At 68.3% G+C, this 15,082-nt stretch carries 15 protein-coding genes; 10 read left to right on the forward strand and 5 right to left on the reverse strand.

Going from position 1 to position 15,082, the window contains the following annotated elements; genetic code table 11:
- The first annotated feature begins 214 nt into the window (after nt 1-214).
- From ACM6JT_RS30540 to ACM6JT_RS30565, 6 genes are all read left to right on the forward strand, one after another.
- Nucleotides 215-889, forward strand: coding sequence for a paraquat-inducible protein A (locus ACM6JT_RS30540; protein WP_034182765.1), 675 nt, complete (start codon nt 215-217; stop codon nt 887-889).
- Nucleotides 886-1,515 (forward strand): paraquat-inducible protein A, encoded by a 630-nt coding sequence (locus ACM6JT_RS30545; protein ID WP_034182764.1) that lies wholly within the window; start codon nt 886-888, stop codon nt 1,513-1,515. The genes ACM6JT_RS30540 and ACM6JT_RS30545 overlap by 4 nt, the downstream gene beginning before the upstream one ends.
- Nucleotides 1,508-3,127, forward strand: a complete 1,620-nt coding sequence (locus ACM6JT_RS30550; protein ID WP_034182763.1) for an intermembrane transport protein PqiB — start codon at nt 1,508-1,510, stop codon at nt 3,125-3,127. Before ACM6JT_RS30545 ends, ACM6JT_RS30550 begins: the two co-directional genes overlap by 8 nt.
- Nucleotides 3,124-3,852 (forward strand): membrane integrity-associated transporter subunit PqiC, encoded by a 729-nt coding sequence (locus ACM6JT_RS30555; RefSeq protein WP_034182762.1) that lies wholly within the window; start codon nt 3,124-3,126, stop codon nt 3,850-3,852. The genes ACM6JT_RS30550 and ACM6JT_RS30555 overlap by 4 nt, the downstream gene beginning before the upstream one ends.
- Before the next feature lie 467 nt (nt 3,853-4,319).
- Nucleotides 4,320-6,434, forward strand: coding sequence for a site-specific recombinase (locus ACM6JT_RS30560; protein WP_175748712.1), 2,115 nt, complete (start codon nt 4,320-4,322; stop codon nt 6,432-6,434).
- Nucleotides 6,435-6,588: 154 nt separating this feature from the next.
- Nucleotides 6,589-7,890, forward strand: a complete 1,302-nt coding sequence (locus ACM6JT_RS30565) for a THUMP domain-containing class I SAM-dependent RNA methyltransferase (RefSeq protein WP_072436300.1) — start codon at nt 6,589-6,591, stop codon at nt 7,888-7,890.
- A 60-nt stretch (nt 7,891-7,950) separates the two neighbouring features.
- On the opposite strand, the gene ACM6JT_RS30570 is transcribed toward ACM6JT_RS30565, so the two are convergent.
- Both ACM6JT_RS30570 and ACM6JT_RS30575 read right to left on the reverse strand, forming a co-directional pair.
- A complete protein-coding gene (locus ACM6JT_RS30570; RefSeq protein ID WP_131948014.1) occupies nt 7,951-8,415 on the reverse strand; it encodes an SRPBCC family protein in 465 nt (154 codons plus the stop codon).
- Nucleotides 8,408-8,740: an ArsR/SmtB family transcription factor gene (locus ACM6JT_RS30575; protein WP_034182758.1), complete on the reverse strand. Its 333-nt coding sequence runs from the start codon at nt 8,738-8,740 to the stop codon at nt 8,408-8,410. Before ACM6JT_RS30575 ends, ACM6JT_RS30570 begins: the two co-directional genes overlap by 8 nt.
- Nucleotides 8,741-8,909: 169 nt before the next feature.
- Between ACM6JT_RS30575 and ACM6JT_RS30580 the strand changes: the two genes are divergently transcribed.
- Together ACM6JT_RS30580 and ACM6JT_RS30585 are read left to right on the forward strand one after the other, a co-directional pair.
- Nucleotides 8,910-9,314 (forward strand): VOC family protein, encoded by a 405-nt coding sequence (locus ACM6JT_RS30580; protein ID WP_034182757.1) that lies wholly within the window; start codon nt 8,910-8,912, stop codon nt 9,312-9,314.
- Between the two features lie 73 nt (nt 9,315-9,387).
- Nucleotides 9,388-10,074 carry a helix-turn-helix transcriptional regulator gene (locus ACM6JT_RS30585; RefSeq protein ID WP_034182756.1) on the forward strand — a complete coding sequence of 229 codons (687 nt, stop codon included), beginning with the start codon at nt 9,388-9,390 and terminating at the stop codon, nt 10,072-10,074.
- A 124-nt stretch (nt 10,075-10,198) separates the two neighbouring features.
- Here ACM6JT_RS30585 and ACM6JT_RS30590 read toward each other — a convergent pair whose 3' ends face one another.
- Genes ACM6JT_RS30590 through ACM6JT_RS30600 form a run of 3 tightly spaced genes read right to left on the reverse strand, consistent with a single transcriptional unit; the run spans nt 10,199 to nt 13,126 of the window.
- Nucleotides 10,199-11,653: an NAD(P)(+) transhydrogenase (Re/Si-specific) subunit beta gene (locus ACM6JT_RS30590; RefSeq protein WP_034182755.1), complete on the reverse strand. Its 1,455-nt coding sequence runs from the start codon at nt 11,651-11,653 to the stop codon at nt 10,199-10,201.
- Nucleotides 11,650-11,976, reverse strand: coding sequence for an NAD(P) transhydrogenase subunit alpha (locus ACM6JT_RS30595; RefSeq protein WP_034182754.1), 327 nt, complete (start codon nt 11,974-11,976; stop codon nt 11,650-11,652). Before ACM6JT_RS30595 ends, ACM6JT_RS30590 begins: the two co-directional genes overlap by 4 nt.
- 10 nt (nt 11,977-11,986) lie before the next feature.
- On the reverse strand, nt 11,987-13,126 hold the full coding sequence (locus ACM6JT_RS30600; RefSeq protein ID WP_034182753.1) for a Re/Si-specific NAD(P)(+) transhydrogenase subunit alpha: 1,140 nt from the start codon (nt 13,124-13,126) through the stop codon (nt 11,987-11,989).
- A 279-nt stretch (nt 13,127-13,405) separates the two neighbouring features.
- Here ACM6JT_RS30600 and ACM6JT_RS30605 point away from each other — a divergent pair, with 279 nt between their 5' ends.
- Nucleotides 13,406-13,915 (forward strand): NUDIX hydrolase, encoded by a 510-nt coding sequence (locus ACM6JT_RS30605; protein WP_175748711.1) that lies wholly within the window; start codon nt 13,406-13,408, stop codon nt 13,913-13,915.
- On the forward strand, nt 13,912-15,060 hold the full coding sequence (gene mnmA, locus ACM6JT_RS30610; RefSeq protein ID WP_175748710.1) for a tRNA 2-thiouridine(34) synthase MnmA: 1,149 nt from the start codon (nt 13,912-13,914) through the stop codon (nt 15,058-15,060). The genes ACM6JT_RS30605 and mnmA overlap by 4 nt, the downstream gene beginning before the upstream one ends.
- Nucleotides 15,061-15,082: the final 22 nt, after the last annotated feature.

Here is a 15,082-nt window from a genome sequence, read left to right on the forward strand (position 1 = left end):
CCGACGCTTGTCAAGGGCGCCATGCTACCGCAACCTTTAGACCCGCGCGGACTCTGAGGACAGGCGTGTCAGCCTGCTGCCCGCTTCCCGCCATGTTACCGATCGGTCACTAACCATACGATCGTTGACACCGCGAAAAAGGCGTTTTGGTAAGATTGGCGCGGGTTTCGGCCCCGTCGACGCGTTTTCCCGCCGTCGCGCAACCGCTTTTTCCATGCAACGAAACGACCTGATTGCCTGTCACGAGTGCGACGCACTGTTGCACAAACCGCGCCTCGGCCACCGCGAAATCGCGCGCTGTCCGCGCTGCGGCGCACTGCTCTATCGCGACAGCACCACGCAGATCGAGCGGATCTGCGCGCTCGCGCTCGCGGCGCTGATCACGTTCACGATCGCGCAGGCGTTCCCGATCCTCGAAATGGACGTGAACGGCAACCGCGTGCAGACGACGCTGATCGGTGCGATCGACTCGCTGTGGCGCCAGGACATGGCGGCCGTCGGCGTGATGGTGTTCTGCTCGACCGTGCTGTTCCCGCTCGTCGAGATGTCCGCGCTGCTGTACCTGCTGCTGCCGATCCGGCGCGGCGTCGTGCCGCCCGGTTTCAACCTGGTGCTGCGCGCGATCGAGCTCGTGCGGCCATGGGGCATGATCGAGGTGTTCATGCTCGGGATCGTCGTGACGATCGTGAAGATGGTGAGCCTCGCACGTGTCGTTCCCGATGCCGCGCTGTTCGCGTTCGCCGCGCTCACGCTGATGATCGCCGTCGTGCTGATGTTCGATCCGCGCACGTTGTGGGACATCGCCGACGACCTGCGCGCCGGGCGCCCGCCCGGACAGCCGGAGCCGCCCGACACCGCCGCGCCGCCGCCCGAGGCCGCCCGCCGATGACGACGCCGACCGCCGCCCGCGAGGGCTATGCGAGCTGCCACACGTGCGGACTCGTGCAGACGCTCGACCGGCCGCATGCGCACTGCGCGCGCTGCGGCACCGCGCTGCATTTCCGCATCCCGAACAGCATCATGCGCACCTGGGCGCTGCTGCTCGCGGCCGCGATCCTCTACATTCCGGCGAACCTGCTGCCGATCATGCGCACCGCGTCGATCGTCGGCTCGCAGGAAGACACGATCATGAGCGGCGTCATCTATTTCTGGGTGTCGGGCGACTGGCCGCTCGCCGTCGTCGTATTCGTCGCGAGCATCCTCGTGCCGATGCTCAAGCTCGGCGTGCTGCTGATCCTCGTGATCAGCGCGCAGCGCCGCACCACCTGGCGGCCGCTGCAGCGCACGCGCCTGTTCCGGATCGTCGAGCGCATCGGTCGCTGGTCGATGCTCGACATCTTCGTCGTGACGCTCACCGTCGCGCTCGTCCATTTCCGTTCGCTCGCCGTCATCACGGCCGGCCCCGGCGCGCTCGCGTTCGGCTCGGTCGTGATCCTGACGATGCTCGCATCGATGCAGTTCGATCCCCGCCTGATCTGGGATCCAGTAGAAACCTCAGGGAATCACCATGAATAGTCCGCAAGGCCCGCAGCACGACCAGCCCCGGCCGCCCGATCCGACGATCTCGACGAAAAGCGGCTGGCTGCCGTCGCTCGTCTGGCTCGTGCCGCTGATCGCCGCGCTGATCGGCATCGGCCTCGTGATCAAGTCCGTGCGCGAGCGCGGCCCGGAAATCACGATCAGCTTCCACAGCGCCGAAGGGCTCGAGCCCGGCAAGACCCAGGTCAAGTACAAGGACGTCGAGATCGGCATGGTCAAGACGATCAAGCTGTCGAAAGACCTGTCGCGCGTGCTCGTCCAGGTGCAGCTCAAGAAGGAAGCCGAGGACTTCGCGGTCAAGGGCTCGCGCTTCTGGATCGTGCGGCCGCGCGTCGGCGCGACCGGCGTGTCGGGGCTCGGCACGCTGCTGTCCGGCGCGTATATCGGCGTCGACGCCGGCCACGGGCAGGATACGCTGACCGACTTTACGGGCTCCGAAACGCCGCCCGCCGTCACGGGCGACCAGAAAGGCACGCAATACGTGCTGCGCGGCGATTCGCTCGGCTCGGTCGACATCGGCTCGCCCGTCTACTACCGCCGCGTGCAGGTCGGCCAGGTGGTCGGCTTCTCGCTCGACAAGGACGGCACGGGCGTCACGGTCAACGTGTTCGTTACTGCGCCGTACGACCAGTACGTCGGCGTGAACTCGCGCTGGTGGCAGGCCAGCGGCGTCGACCTGCGGCTCGATTCGAGCGGCCTGAAGCTGAACACGCAGTCGCTCGCGACGGTGATCCTCGGCGGCATCGCATTCCAGACGCCGCCGAACCAGGGCAGCGGCACGACGGCGCCGAACAACACGACGTTCCGCCTGGCCTCCGACGAGGGCGACGCGATGCGCGACCCGGACGGCCAGCCGCTGCAGGTCGTGATGAACTTCAACCAGTCGCTGCGCGGGCTCGCCGTCGGCGCGACGGTCGACTTCCGCGGCATCGTGCTCGGCGAAGTGACGAACATCGGCATCGACTACGATCCGAAGACGAAGAACTTCACGATGCCGGTGACGATGAACGTGTATCCGGAGCGCCTCGGCCGCCGCTTCCGCGAAACGATCGAGAGCAAGGGCGAACCGGCGCGCCGCGAGATCGTCGAGCGGCTCGTCCAGCACGGGCTGCGCGGCCAGCTGCGCACCGGCAACCTGCTGACGAGCCAGCTTTACGTCGCGCTCGACTTCTTCCCGAAGGCGCCGGTCGTGAAGATCGACACGGCGCGCCAGCCGCTCGAACTGCCGACCGTGCCGAACACGCTCGACGAACTGCAGCTGCAGGTCGCCGACATCGCGAAGAAGCTCGACAAGGTGCCGTTCGACCAGATCGGCGCGAACCTGAACAGCGCGCTGTCGAACGCCGACAAGCTGTTCAAGCAGCTCGACACGCAGGTCGCGCCGGAAGCGCGCGACACGCTGTCGGCCGCGAAGCAGACCTTCTCTACCGCCGAGGCGACGCTGCAGCAGGATTCGCCGCTGCAATCCGACGTGCGCGGCGCGCTGAAGGAGCTCACGCGCACGCTGCAGTCGCTGAACGCGCTCGCCGATTATCTGGAGCGTCACCCCGAATCGCTGCTCAAGGGCAAGCCAGGAGATAAACAATGACGACACGCGTGAACGGTTTCGCGAGCGGCGCGGCGGCGGCCTTCGCCGCACTCGCGCTCGCCGCGTGCAGCTCGCCGCCCGCGCGGTTCTACACGCTCAGCCCGGCCGACGCCGCGGCCCCGGTGCGCACCGCGCCGGCCAACCCGGCGTTCCTGATCGAGGTGCCGTCCGTCGGCGTGCCCGAGCAGGTCGCGAAGAACCAGCTGGTCGTGCAGAAGAACGCCGCGCAGGTCGACGTGCTCGAGCAGGAACGCTGGGCATCGCCGCCCGCCGACGAGATCCGCCGCGCGCTGTCGGACGATCTCGCCGCGCAGCTCGGCACGATCGACGTCGCGAATTCCGCGTACCCGCCCGGCGTGCCCGTGTATCGCATCAGCGTGAACGTACAGCGCTTCGAGTCGTGGCCCGGCAAGCGCGCAGCGGTCGACGCCGTGTGGAGCGTGCGCCCGCTCGGCACGCAGGCCGTGATGACCTGCCGCACGAGCGTCGCGGAACCGGTCGCCGACAGCTACGACGCGCTCGTCGCCGGCCACCGGCGCGCGCTCGACGTGATCGCCACGCAGGCCGCGGCCGGCGTGCGCGCGATGGCCGCAAGCCGCGGCACGACGCCCGCGACGGCGCCCGCGGCCGGCAGCAAGACGGCCGCCGCGCCGGTCGTGCCGTGCCCGGCAATCCCGACGTCCGGCGGCGACGCCGGCGCGACGGGCAAATCCGGCGGCGCATGAGCCGGCAGCGCTGACGGACATCCGAAGAACCGTTCGCCGGTGCGGCTTGGTCCGACGCGGCGCGTCTGCCGGCAGCCGCTTGCATGACGCAGACGCTGCCGCAGCCGATCGCATAGCGCTTCATCGGCCGAACGGCGACTTTGCATTGTTTGTCAAAGTCGGCCGGAACCGGCACCATGCAACGCGGTCGGCTTGCGTTTTCCGGCCCGATTGACGATCCTACGCACTTTCAGGCTCGCGCCGCTCGTCGTGCGCGCGAGCCGGCGGCGCCGGGCCGCGTTCGGCCCGACTGCCGTGCCTCCCGGCGCCCGAACGCGATCGGCGTGCACCGCAGCGGGGCAGCCGTACCGCGGGTCGCCGCGCATCGTCCGGCAACCGGCCCCGTCTCACCCGTTCTCCCCGGCGCCGTGCCGCATTCCCGGCCGGCATCCCGAACCCGCCCGTCCAGGGCTTTCGCTATTCCGTTTATGTTTCGTTCCCTGACGACCCTGATCAAGAAGTGGCGCGCGTCGCGCAATGCCGGCCACCAGCTCGATGCGCTGCTCGCGCACGCCGACGCCGATGCGTCGTACGCCGAGCGCAGCGAATGGCTGATCGAGCTCGCGCACTGGCTGCGCCGCAACGGTACGATGCAGGACGCGCCGGCCGAGCGCGACGCCGATGCACGCGCGTATCCGGCCCATGCGCGGCTGCGCTACCTGTTCCACGTGCTCGATCGCAACCCCGCATGGAAATCGCATGCCGCGCGCATCCTGCGCGGCATCCTGCGCGAGTGCGACGGCATCTCGCTGCTGTGCGACGCCGGCATGCCCGTGCACTCGGGCTTCTTCGGCGCGCTGTTCGAGCGGATCGACTCGTCGCTGATCCCGCCCGCGCCGAACCGCCGCGAACTGTCGGCGCTGTTCACGCTGATGTTCCCTGCCCCCGGGGACGCGCAATGGATCGACGCGCTGCCCGACGACCTGCTCGCGCGCCTCGCCGAGCTGTTCTCGTTCGACGTCACCGACGAAGAGCGCCACGAGCCCGGCTCGTTCTCGCGCGACCTGCTGGCCGCGCTGCACAACCTGACCTGCCAGATCAGCTCGACCGGCCTGTCGCAGACGGTGCGCAGCCGGCTGTCCGACGACGATGCGCGCCAGCCGCTCGAAACGCAGCCGCTCTATCGCCTCACGCGTGCAATGCTCGCGGTCGAGACCGCGCACGCGGCCGTCGAGGACGGCGGCGACCCGAGCAAGCTGCTGCACGAGGTGAACTACCTGCGCGTGCTGCTCGACGAATGCCGGATCGCGGTCGACAACGTGTTCTCGCACCTGTATCGCAACGGCGTGTCGGTCGACATCGTGTTCCAGGTCGAACGGATGCGCATGCGCATCCTGCGCGCCGAAACGCTGCTGAACGCGTGGATGGCACGCGACGACCTGCACGGGATGGCACGCCTGACGGCCGAGCTGGTCGACGCGAACCAGAACAGCCAGAGCGTCACGCACCTCGTGCGCAGCAACTTCTCGCTGTTCGCGCGCAAGCTCGTCGAGACCAACGCGGACACCGGCGAGCACTACATCTCGCGCGGCCGCGCCGAGTACCTGAAGATGCTGCGGATGGCCGCCGGCGGCGGCCTCGTCACGGTCGTGACCGTGTGCGTGAAGTTCGCGATCACGGGCGCGCACCTGCAGTCGATGCTCGAAGGGCTGCTCGCGGGCATCAACTATGCGGCCAGCTTCATGCTGATGCACTTCCTGCACTTCACGCTCGCGACCAAGCAGCCCGCGATGACCGCGCCGACGCTCGCGCGCGAACTCGACGACACCGGCCACGACGAAGGCGTGAAGGCGTTCGTGTCGTCGGTGATCGCGCTGATCCGCACGCAGGCGGCCGCGATTTCCGGCAACGTGCTCGTCGTGCTGCCCGTGTGCCTGCTCGTGCAGCTGTTCGCGGGCAATGTGCTGCACGCGAACCTGATCTCGCCGGAGAAGGCGCACGCGACGCTGCACTCGTTCTCGCTGCTCGGCCCGACGCCGCTCTACGCGGCGCTGACGGGCGTGCTGCTGTGGGCGTCGAGCCTGCTCGCGGGCTGGGCCGACAACTGGTTCGTGCTGCACCGGGTCGGCGACGCGCTCACCTACAACCGCCGGCTGCGCCTGACGCTCGGCGCGGCCGGCGCCGCGAAGCTCGCGCACTTCTGCCGGTCGAACGTCGCGGGCGTGGTCGCGAACGTCGGCCTCGGCCTGATGCTCGGCCTCGTTCCGGCGATCGTCACCGTGTTCATGTTCCCGTTCGAGGTCCGGCACGTGACGCTGTCGGCCGGCTCGATCGGGATCGCGCTCGGCGTGCTGGGCAAGGGTGCGCTCGGGACGCCCGAGCTGTGGTGGGCCGGCGCCGGCGTGCTCAGCATGGCGATCCTCAACGTGCTCGTGAGCTTCGCGCTCGCGTTCACGATGGCCGTGCGCTCGCGCAGCCTGCGCCCGACCAAGGTGCGCGCGCTCGTCGCCGCGATCGTGCGCACGGTTCTGTCGAATCCGCTCGCGCTGTTCTGGCCGGCCGCCGGCCAGGCCGCGCGCACCGGCCAGCCGGGCGCGCACTGAGCCTGAGGCGGCGCGGCGGTGCCCCACCGGGCGCCGCTGCGCCGGCCTCCCCGCGCGAACGCGGCCGTCGCGCCTGCGCCGCCGCGCCGAAACGCCGGCCCCGGTCGCCCGCGCCGCGTACAATGATGGACTTTTGCACGTCCTCACCCGCCTTATGTCCTCGCCCACCCTGTACGAATTCTTCGCCCCCTGCCCGCGCGGCCTCGAAGCGGCGCTTGCCGCCGAGCTGGCCGAAATCGCCGGCCGCCACCTGAACGGCGCGCCGTTCACCGCGGGCGCGCAGGTGCCGGGCGGCGTCCATTTCAGCGGCGGCTGGGCCGCCGGCATGGCCGCGAACCTCCATTCGCGGATCGCGAGCCGGATCCTGCTGAAGATCGCGCACCGCGCGTACCGCAACGAGCAGGATGTCTATGCGCTCGCGCTCGAGCAGCCGTGGGAGCGCTGGTTCGCGGCGACGCAGACGCTGCGCGTCGACATCACCGCGATCAAGTCGCCGCTGAAAAGCCTCGAATTCGCGACGTTGCGCGTGAAGGACGCGATCTGCGACCGGATGCGCGACAAGACCGGCGCCCGCCCGAGCATCGACACGGGTGCGCCGGACGTGCGCGTGTTCGCGTTCCTGACGGCCAACGAGTGCACGCTGTACCTCGACACGTCGGGCGAGCCGCTGTTCAAGCGCGGCTGGCGCCTCGACAAGGGCGCGGCGCCGCTGCGCGAGAACCTCGCGGCCGGCATCCTGCGCCTGACGGGCTGGACGCCCGGCACGCCGCTGTACGACCCGATGTGCGGCAGCGGCACGTTCCTCGCGGAAGCCGCGCAGATCGCGCTCGGCGTGGCGCCGGGCGTCGAACGCCGGTTCGGCTTCGAAAAGCTCAAGCAGTACGACATCACCGCATGGCAGGGGCTGAAGGTGCCGGCGCTGGACGCGAAGCGCGCGGCGCGCGGCAAGCGCGGCGATGCGCTCGGCGTGTACGGCAGCGATATTTCCGGCGACATGCTCGAGAAGGCGCGCGCGAACCTCGAGCGCGCGGGCGTGCCGTCGGTGTGGCTCAAGCAGGTCGACGCGCGCGGCATGACGCCGCCGTGCGACGGGCCGGGCATCATCCTCGCGAACCCGCCGTACGGCGAGCGGATCGAAGTGCGCGGCCGCAGCGCGCGCGGCGAGGTGCGCGAAACCGGCCGCAACCGCGGCAACGACGACGCGTTCCGCCGCACGCACACCGACGCGCCGGACAGCGAGTTCTTCAACGCGCTCGGCGATGCGCTGAAGCAGCGCTTCACGGGCTGGCAGGCATTCCTGCTGACGTCCGACCGTTCGCTGCCGGGCCAGTTGCGGCTGCGCGAATCGGCGAAGACGCCGCTGTTCAACGGCGCGCTCGAATGCCGGCTGTTCCGCTTCGACCTGATCGCCGGCAGCGTGAAGGCGCGCCCGGCCGCGCCGGAAGGCGACGCGTAAGCGACACCGTCGCGCGGGGCCGCCATCGCGGCGCCCGCGCGCTCCTCCCGCCGGCGCGCGTCAGTGCTTCGACTTCGACCAGCGCGCCATCGTGAACGGCAGTGCGTGCCCCGTCTCGAGCAGCGTCTTCAGGCTCGACAGCACGACCGGCCAGCCGCCGCGAATCCCGCGATCCATCTCCGAACCGGCCACGAGCCCGTCGTGCGTGACGGTCAGCTTCACGACGCCCTCGTGCGGTTCGACGAGATAGGTCACGCGCGATTCCTCGCCGTCTCCCGACGGCGCACGCCACGTGACGACCAGCCGGTGCGGCGGATCGTTCTCGACCACTTCGCCGACGATGTCGACCCGCGACGGATCGTCGTAGTCCTGATGTTCCCACCGCGATCCCGGCCGCCAGTCGGGCGATGCGTTGCGATGCCGGACCCAGTAGTCCTTCGTCAGCTCGGCGTTGGTCAGTGCGTCGAACACGCGCTCGGGCGTCGCCGCGATGAAGGTCACGTACACAAAGGCGGGATTACCCATCGTCGTCTCCTGTGCCGCGGGCCGCTTCCAGCCCGCGCTTGAGATCCGCCAGCGCCTGCAGGCGCTGACGCTCGAACTTGCCGATCCAGCGTTCCGCGATGTCGTGGATCGGCACCGGATTCAGGTAATGCAGCTTCTCCCTGCCGCGCCATGCGGTTGCGACGAGGTTCGCGGCCTCGAGCAGCGCGAGATGCTTGCTCACGGCCTGCCGGCTCATCGCGAGTCCGTCGCACAGTTCGGACAGGGTCTGGCCGCTTTTCGCATGCAGCAGGTCGAGCAACTGACGGCGCGTGGCATCGGCCAGCGCCTTGAAAACGAGATCCATGCCGCTCCCGGGTCGATGGCCCTATTATGCAACCAAACGGTTGCATGTCAAGAATGACAACTCTACTGACAATACGGTGTCAGCAGGCCGCGCTCACACTGCAATCCCGGCGCAATGCAACGCTGGTTTCCACACAGAACCCGAATAACAACGCAACAAGGAGTTCGTCATGACGTCCGCAACTGCCACCGCAACCCTGGAACGCGCGATCGCGTGGTTCGACATTCCGTCCCTCGATTTCGATCGCGCGATCCGTTTTTACGAAACCATGCTGCAAACCACGCTGCAGCGCGAAGTGATCGGCGGCGTGCCGATGGCGATGTTCGATCACGAGGCGTCAAGCACGGGCGGCAGCATCGTGTTCGATCCGCAGCAGATGAAGCCGAGCGCGAACGGCGTGCTCGTCTACCTGAACGCCGGCGACTCGGTCGTCGCGGCGCTCGAACGCGCGAAGCGCGCGGGCGGTATCGTGCAGGGCTCCGTCGTCGAGCTGCCGAACAACTACGGCTACATCGGCTACCTGATCGATACCGAAGGCAACCGCGTCGGCCTGCACGCGCCGAAATGCCATTGAGCGCATCGGCCATCGGGGCAGCGCGGCGCTATCATCGCGAAGTCCCCTTAGCCGTTGGAATCGAGGTGCTGCCATGACACGCCGTGCCGACCGCCTGTTCCAGATCGCCGAGCTGTTGCGCGGGCGCCGTCTCACGACCGCGCAGCAGCTTGCCGACTGGCTGTCGGTGTCGCCGCGCACGGTCTATCGCGACGTGCGCGACCTGCAACTGTCAGGGGTGCCGATCGAAGGCGAAGCCGGCATCGGCTACCGGCTGAACCGCAACGCGAGCCTGCCGCCGCTCACGTTCACGGCCGAGGAGCTCGCGGCGCTCGCCACCGGCGCGCGCATGCTCGAGACCTGGGGCGGTGCGCGCTTCGCGAGCGGCGCCCGCTCGGCGCTTGCGAAGATCGCGTCGGCGATGCCGGCCGACAAGCGCACGGCGCTCGACCGCCTGCCCGTGTTCGCGCCGTCGTTCCACATCGACGAGACGTTCTGCGCGAAGGTCGACGCGATCCACCAGGCCATCGACACGCGCCACATCGTCAGCTTCGGCTACCGCGACCGGCTCGGCGCGCATTCGCAACGCCGCGTGTGGCCGCTCGGGCTCGTCTACTGGGGCGGGCGCTGGACGATCGGCGCGTGGTGCGAGCTGCGCGACGATTTCCGCACCTTCGACATCGCGCGGATGGGCGACATCACCGTGCACGAGCAGTTTCCGGACATGGAAGGACGGCGGATCGCCGACTACATGCGGATCGCGGAAGCGCCGATGCGCTGACGCGATCGCCGGATCGCGAACCTCGTCGCGCCATGAAAAAGACCCGGCCGGCTTGCGCCGGTCGGGCCTGTCCGGGCGGGCCGCCCCTGCATCGAAGCAGGCGCCCGGGTTGCCGGTGCGCGCGTTACTCGACGGCCTTCACCATGTCCTCGATGACCTTCTTCGCATCGCCGAAGACCATCATCGTCTTGTCCATGTAGAACAGGTCGTTGTCGAGGCCCGCGTAGCCGGACGCCATCGAGCGCTTGTTGACGATCACCGTGCGCGCCTTGTAAGCCTCGATGATCGGCATCCCCGCGATCGGCGATTTCGGATCGTTCTTCGCGGCCGGGTTCACGACGTCGTTCGCGCCGAGCACGAGCACCACGTCGGCCTGGCCCAACTCGCCGTTGATGTCCTCCATCTCGAACACGATGTCGTACGGCACTTCCGCTTCCGCGAGCAGCACGTTCATGTGTCCCGGCATCCGCCCGGCAACCGGGTGGATCGCATAACGCACGTCGACGCCCTTCTCGATCAGCTTGTCGGTCAACTCCTTCAGCGCGTGCTGCGCGCGGGCGACGGCCAGCCCGTAGCCCGGCACGATCACGATCGATTCCGCGTTGCCGAGCATGAACGCCGCGTCGTCGGCCGAACCCGACTTCACCGGGCGCTGCTCCTGCGCGCCCGCCGCGCCGCCGGCCGCCGCCTCGCCGCCGAAGCCGCCGAGGATCACGTTGAAGAACGAACGGTTCATCGCGTGGCACATGATGTACGACAGGATCGCACCCGACGAGCCGACCAGCGAGCCCGCGATGATCAGCATCGCGTTGTTCAGCGAGAAGCCGATGCCCGCCGCCGCCCAGCCCGAGTACGAGTTCAGCATCGACACGACCACCGGCATGTCCGCGCCGCCGATCGGGATGATGATCAGCACGCCGAGCACGAACGCGATCGCCGTCATGATGATGAACGGCAGCCACGCCTGCGTGATGACGAACAGGATGCCGAAGCCGAGCATCGCGATCGCGAGCATCAGGTTGATCAGGTGCTGGCCCGCATACACGACCGGCGCGCCCTGGAACAGCCGGAACTTGTACTTGCCCGACAGCTTGCCGAACGCGATCACCGACCCGGAGAACGTGATCGCGCCGACGAACGTGCCGATGAACAGCTCGACGCGGTTGCCGTACGGGATGAAGTTCGACGCGACGGCGTCCTGCGGCACGAGCCCGAACGCTTCCGGCTCCGACACCACCGCATAGGCGATGCACACGGCCGCGAGACCGATCAGCGAGTGCATCGCCGCGACGAGTTCCGGCATCTTCGTCATCTCGACGCGCGCGGCGACGAACGCACCGACACCGCCGCCGACGACCAGCGCGCCGAGCACCAGCGCAATGCCGAGCGGCAGGTTCGCGCCGAGCCAGGCCGCCTGCTTGACGATCAGCGCGACCGTCGTGAGGATCGCGATGGCCATCCCGACCATCCCGAACAGGTTGCCGCGCCGCGCGCTCTTCGGGTTCGACAGGCCTTTGAGCGCCTGGATGAAGCACACCGATGCGACGAGGTACAGCAGCGTAACGACGTTCATGCTCATCGCGCGCCCTCCTTGCCGCCCTCGACACGCTTGGGCTCCTTCTTGCGGAACATCTCGAGCATTCGCCTCGTCACGAGAAAGCCGCCGAACACGTTGACGGCCGCGAGCGCGACCGCGAGCGTGCCGAAGAACTTGCCGGTCACGCCGACGGTGAGCGCCGCCGCGAGCATCGCGCCGACGATCACAATCGCCGAGATCGCGTTGGTCACGGCCATCAGCGGTGTATGCAGCGCCGGCGTGACGTTCCAGACGACGTGGTAGCCGACGTACACCGCCAGCACGAAGATGATCACGTTGATCACCGTGTGATTGATGACTTCCATGTCTCCCCCGTTATTTGCGCGTGACTTCGCCATCGCGGCACAGCAGCGTCGCGGCGACGATGTCGTCGGTCAGGTCGATGTTCAGCGTGCCTTCCTTCGTGACGATCAGCTTCATGAAGTCGAGCAGGTTGCGCGCGTACAGCGCCGACGCGTCCGACGCGACCATCGATGCGAGGTTCGTGTAGCCGGCGATCGTCACGCCGTTGTGCACGATCACCTGGTCGGCGACCGTCAGCGGGCAGTTGCCGCTCTTCCTGCCGTCGAATTCGGGGCCGCGGCCGGCCGCGAGATCGACGAGCACCGAGCCGGGCTTCATCGACTGCGCGGTTTCGACCGAGATCAGCGTCGGCGCCGGGCGCCCGGGAATCAGCGCGGTGGTGATCACGATGTCGGCCTGCTTCGCGCGCTCGTGCACGAGCGCGGCCTGGCGGCCGAGCCACGACGGCGGCATCGGGCGCGCATAACCGCCGACGCCCTGCGCGGCCTCGCGCTCTTCGTCGGTTTCGAACGGGACGTCGAGGAATTTCGCGCCGAGCGACTCGATCTGCTCCTTCACGGCCGGCCGCACGTCGGAAGCCTCGATCACGGCGCCCAGCCGCTTCGCGGTCGCGATCGCCTGCAGGCCCGCGACGCCCGCGCCGAGAATCAGCACGCGCGCGGCCTTCACGGTGCCCGCGGCCGTCATCAGCATCGGGAAGAAGCGCGGATACAGCGCCGCGGCGACGAGCACGGCCTTGTAGCCCGCGATGTTCGCCTGCGACGACAGCACGTCGAGACTCTGCGCGCGCGTCGTGCGCGGCGCGGCTTCGAGCGCGAAGCCCGTCACGCCGGCCGCGGCCAGTTTCGCCGCCTGCTCGCCGTTGAACGGCTCGAGCATGCCGACCAGCACGGAGCCGCGCTTCAGCGATGGCAGTTCCGCGTCGGTGGGCGCCTGGACCTTCAGCACGATGTCGGCATCAAAAGCAGCCGACTGGTCGGTCAATTCGGCACCGGCGGCCGCGTAGGCCTGGTCGGGATAACTGGCTGCGACGCCGGCCCCTTTCGCGATACTGACGCGATGGCCGGCAGCCGCGTATTTCTTCACGGTTTCCGGCGTCGCAGCCACACGCGCCTCGTTCGCCCGCGTTTCAGCAGGCACTCCAATATGCATCGTCAGTTCCTCCAGTCATTGTCAGTATTTCTTTTCTTGCGATTTTTACTGCACAACGAGCCGGACAGGCTGACTTACCGGCTCACGGGCAACGGCGTTCACGCTGCACTTTAACCGAAAGCGATGGTTGCGCCAGCACATTCCGCACGATCGTGCTCGAATGCGACATTAACCCGGCTCGTAGCGCCACGCGTCGGCGGGACGGACGATTTGCGGGGGTCGGATTCGTCTAACGAGATGCCGGGCAGCGTTCGGGCGCAACCGGTAAAATGCCGAACCATGAAACCCGAAATCTGGACCCCGCATGTGACGGTCGCCGCGCTCGTCGAGCACGCCGGCCGCTTTCTCGTGATCGAGGAAGAAACCTCGACGGGCCTGCGCATCAACCAGCCGGCCGGCCATCTCGAAGCCGGCGAAACACTGGCCGACGCCGTGATCCGCGAGACGCTCGAGGAAACCGCGCACCCGTTCACGCCCGACGCGCTCGTCGGCGTCTATCTCGCGCACTACGACCGCCCCGGCAGCGCCGGCGCGACCTACCTGCGCTTCACGTTCTGCGGCAAGGCCGGCGAGCCGGTCGCGGGCCACGTGCTCGACGACGGCATCGTCCGCACGCTGTGGATGACGGCCGACGAACTGCGCGCATGCAGCGAGCGCCATCGCTCGCCCGCGGTGATGCGCTGCGTCGACGACTATCTCGCCGGGCGGCGCATTCCGCTCGATTTCGTGCACACGCATTCGGTCGCGCCGCGCCCCGAAGCATTCGAACGTCAGGCGGTCAACAAATGAGCAAGCGCCGTGTAGTGGTGGGCATGTCGGGCGGCGTCGATTCGTCGGTGACCGCGTGGCTGCTGAAGGAACAGGGCTACGACGTGGTCGGCCTGTTCATGAAGAACTGGGAAGACGACGACGACGGCGAATACTGCTCGACGCGCCAGGACTGGATCGACGTCGTGTCGGTGGCCGACCTGATCGGCATCGACGTGGAAGCCGTCAACTTCGCAGCGGAATACAAGGACCGCGTGTTCGCCGAGTTCCTGCGCGAATACTCGGCCGGCCGCACGCCGAACCCCGACGTGCTGTGCAATGCCGAGATCAAGTTCAAGGCATTCCTCGATCACGCGATGTCGCTCGACGCGGAAATGATCGCGACCGGCCACTACGCGCGCGTGCGCGAGCGCGGCGGGCGCTTCGAACTGCTGAAGGCATTCGATCATACGAAAGACCAGTCGTACTTCCTGCACCGGCTGAACCAGGCGCAACTGTCGAAGACGATGTTCCCGCTCGGCGAGATCCCGAAGACCAAGGTGCGCGAGATCGCCGCGCAGATCGGGCTGCCGAACGCGAAGAAGAAGGATTCGACCGGCATCTGCTTCATCGGCGAACGGCCGTTCCGCGATTTCCTGAACCGCTACCTGCCGACGAAACCCGGCCCGATGAAGACGCCCGACGGCAAGGTCGTCGGCGAGCACATCGGCCTCGCGTTCTACACGTTCGGCCAGCGCAAGGGCATCGGCCTCGGCGGCAGCAAGAGCGGCAGCGGCGAGCCGTGGTTCGTCGCCGCGAAGGACATCGCGTCGAACACGCTGTATGTCGTGCAGGGCCACGATCATCCGTGGCTGCTGTCGCGGCAGCTCGTCGCCGGCAACGTGAGCTGGGTCGCCGGCGAGCCGCCGGCGGAAGGCTTCGCATGCGGCGCGAAGACGCGCTACCGGCAGGCCGATGCCGCATGCACGTTTGCACGTGCCGGCGGCGAGCGCTTCTCGCTCGCCTTCGACGACGCGCAGTGGGCCGTCACGCCCGGCCAGTCGGCCGTGCTGTACGACGGCGAGATCTGTCTCGGCGGCGGCATCATCGAGTTCGCGGCAACCGGCCAGCCCGGCCAGGCAGCGCCCGCGGAAGGCCACGCACCGGCGCTCGCCGAAGCACGCTGACACACATTCGGTTTAGACTTGC

The organism is Burkholderia sp. IT-111MI5 (genome assembly GCF_949752865.1).
Taxonomy (GTDB): domain Bacteria; phylum Pseudomonadota; class Gammaproteobacteria; order Burkholderiales; family Burkholderiaceae; genus Burkholderia; species Burkholderia pyrrocinia_C.

Bases quoted from the DNA above. Each gene is read 5' to 3' on its own strand.
- ACM6JT_RS30540 (WP_034182765.1), top strand. From the start codon at position 215: ATGCAACGAAACGACCTGATTGCCTGTCACGAGTGCGACGCACTGTTG.
- ACM6JT_RS30545 (WP_034182764.1), top strand. From the start codon at position 886: ATGACGACGCCGACCGCCGCCCGCGAGGGCTATGCGAGCTGCCACACG.
- ACM6JT_RS30550 (WP_034182763.1), top strand. From the start codon at position 1,508: ATGAATAGTCCGCAAGGCCCGCAGCACGACCAGCCCCGGCCGCCCGAT.
- ACM6JT_RS30555 (WP_034182762.1), top strand. From the start codon at position 3,124: ATGACGACACGCGTGAACGGTTTCGCGAGCGGCGCGGCGGCGGCCTTC.
- ACM6JT_RS30560 (WP_175748712.1), top strand. From the start codon at position 4,320: ATGTTTCGTTCCCTGACGACCCTGATCAAGAAGTGGCGCGCGTCGCGC.
- ACM6JT_RS30565 (WP_072436300.1), top strand. From the start codon at position 6,589: ATGTCCTCGCCCACCCTGTACGAATTCTTCGCCCCCTGCCCGCGCGGC.
- ACM6JT_RS30570 (WP_131948014.1), bottom strand. From the start codon at position 8,415: ATGGGTAATCCCGCCTTTGTGTACGTGACCTTCATCGCGGCGACGCCC.
- ACM6JT_RS30575 (WP_034182758.1), bottom strand. From the start codon at position 8,740: ATGGATCTCGTTTTCAAGGCGCTGGCCGATGCCACGCGCCGTCAGTTG.
- ACM6JT_RS30580 (WP_034182757.1), top strand. From the start codon at position 8,910: ATGACGTCCGCAACTGCCACCGCAACCCTGGAACGCGCGATCGCGTGG.
- ACM6JT_RS30585 (WP_034182756.1), top strand. From the start codon at position 9,388: ATGACACGCCGTGCCGACCGCCTGTTCCAGATCGCCGAGCTGTTGCGC.
- ACM6JT_RS30590 (WP_034182755.1), bottom strand. From the start codon at position 11,653: ATGAGCATGAACGTCGTTACGCTGCTGTACCTCGTCGCATCGGTGTGC.
- ACM6JT_RS30595 (WP_034182754.1), bottom strand. From the start codon at position 11,976: ATGGAAGTCATCAATCACACGGTGATCAACGTGATCATCTTCGTGCTG.
- ACM6JT_RS30600 (WP_034182753.1), bottom strand. From the start codon at position 13,126: ATGCATATTGGAGTGCCTGCTGAAACGCGGGCGAACGAGGCGCGTGTG.
- ACM6JT_RS30605 (WP_175748711.1), top strand. From the start codon at position 13,406: ATGAAACCCGAAATCTGGACCCCGCATGTGACGGTCGCCGCGCTCGTC.
- mnmA (WP_175748710.1), top strand. From the start codon at position 13,912: ATGAGCAAGCGCCGTGTAGTGGTGGGCATGTCGGGCGGCGTCGATTCG.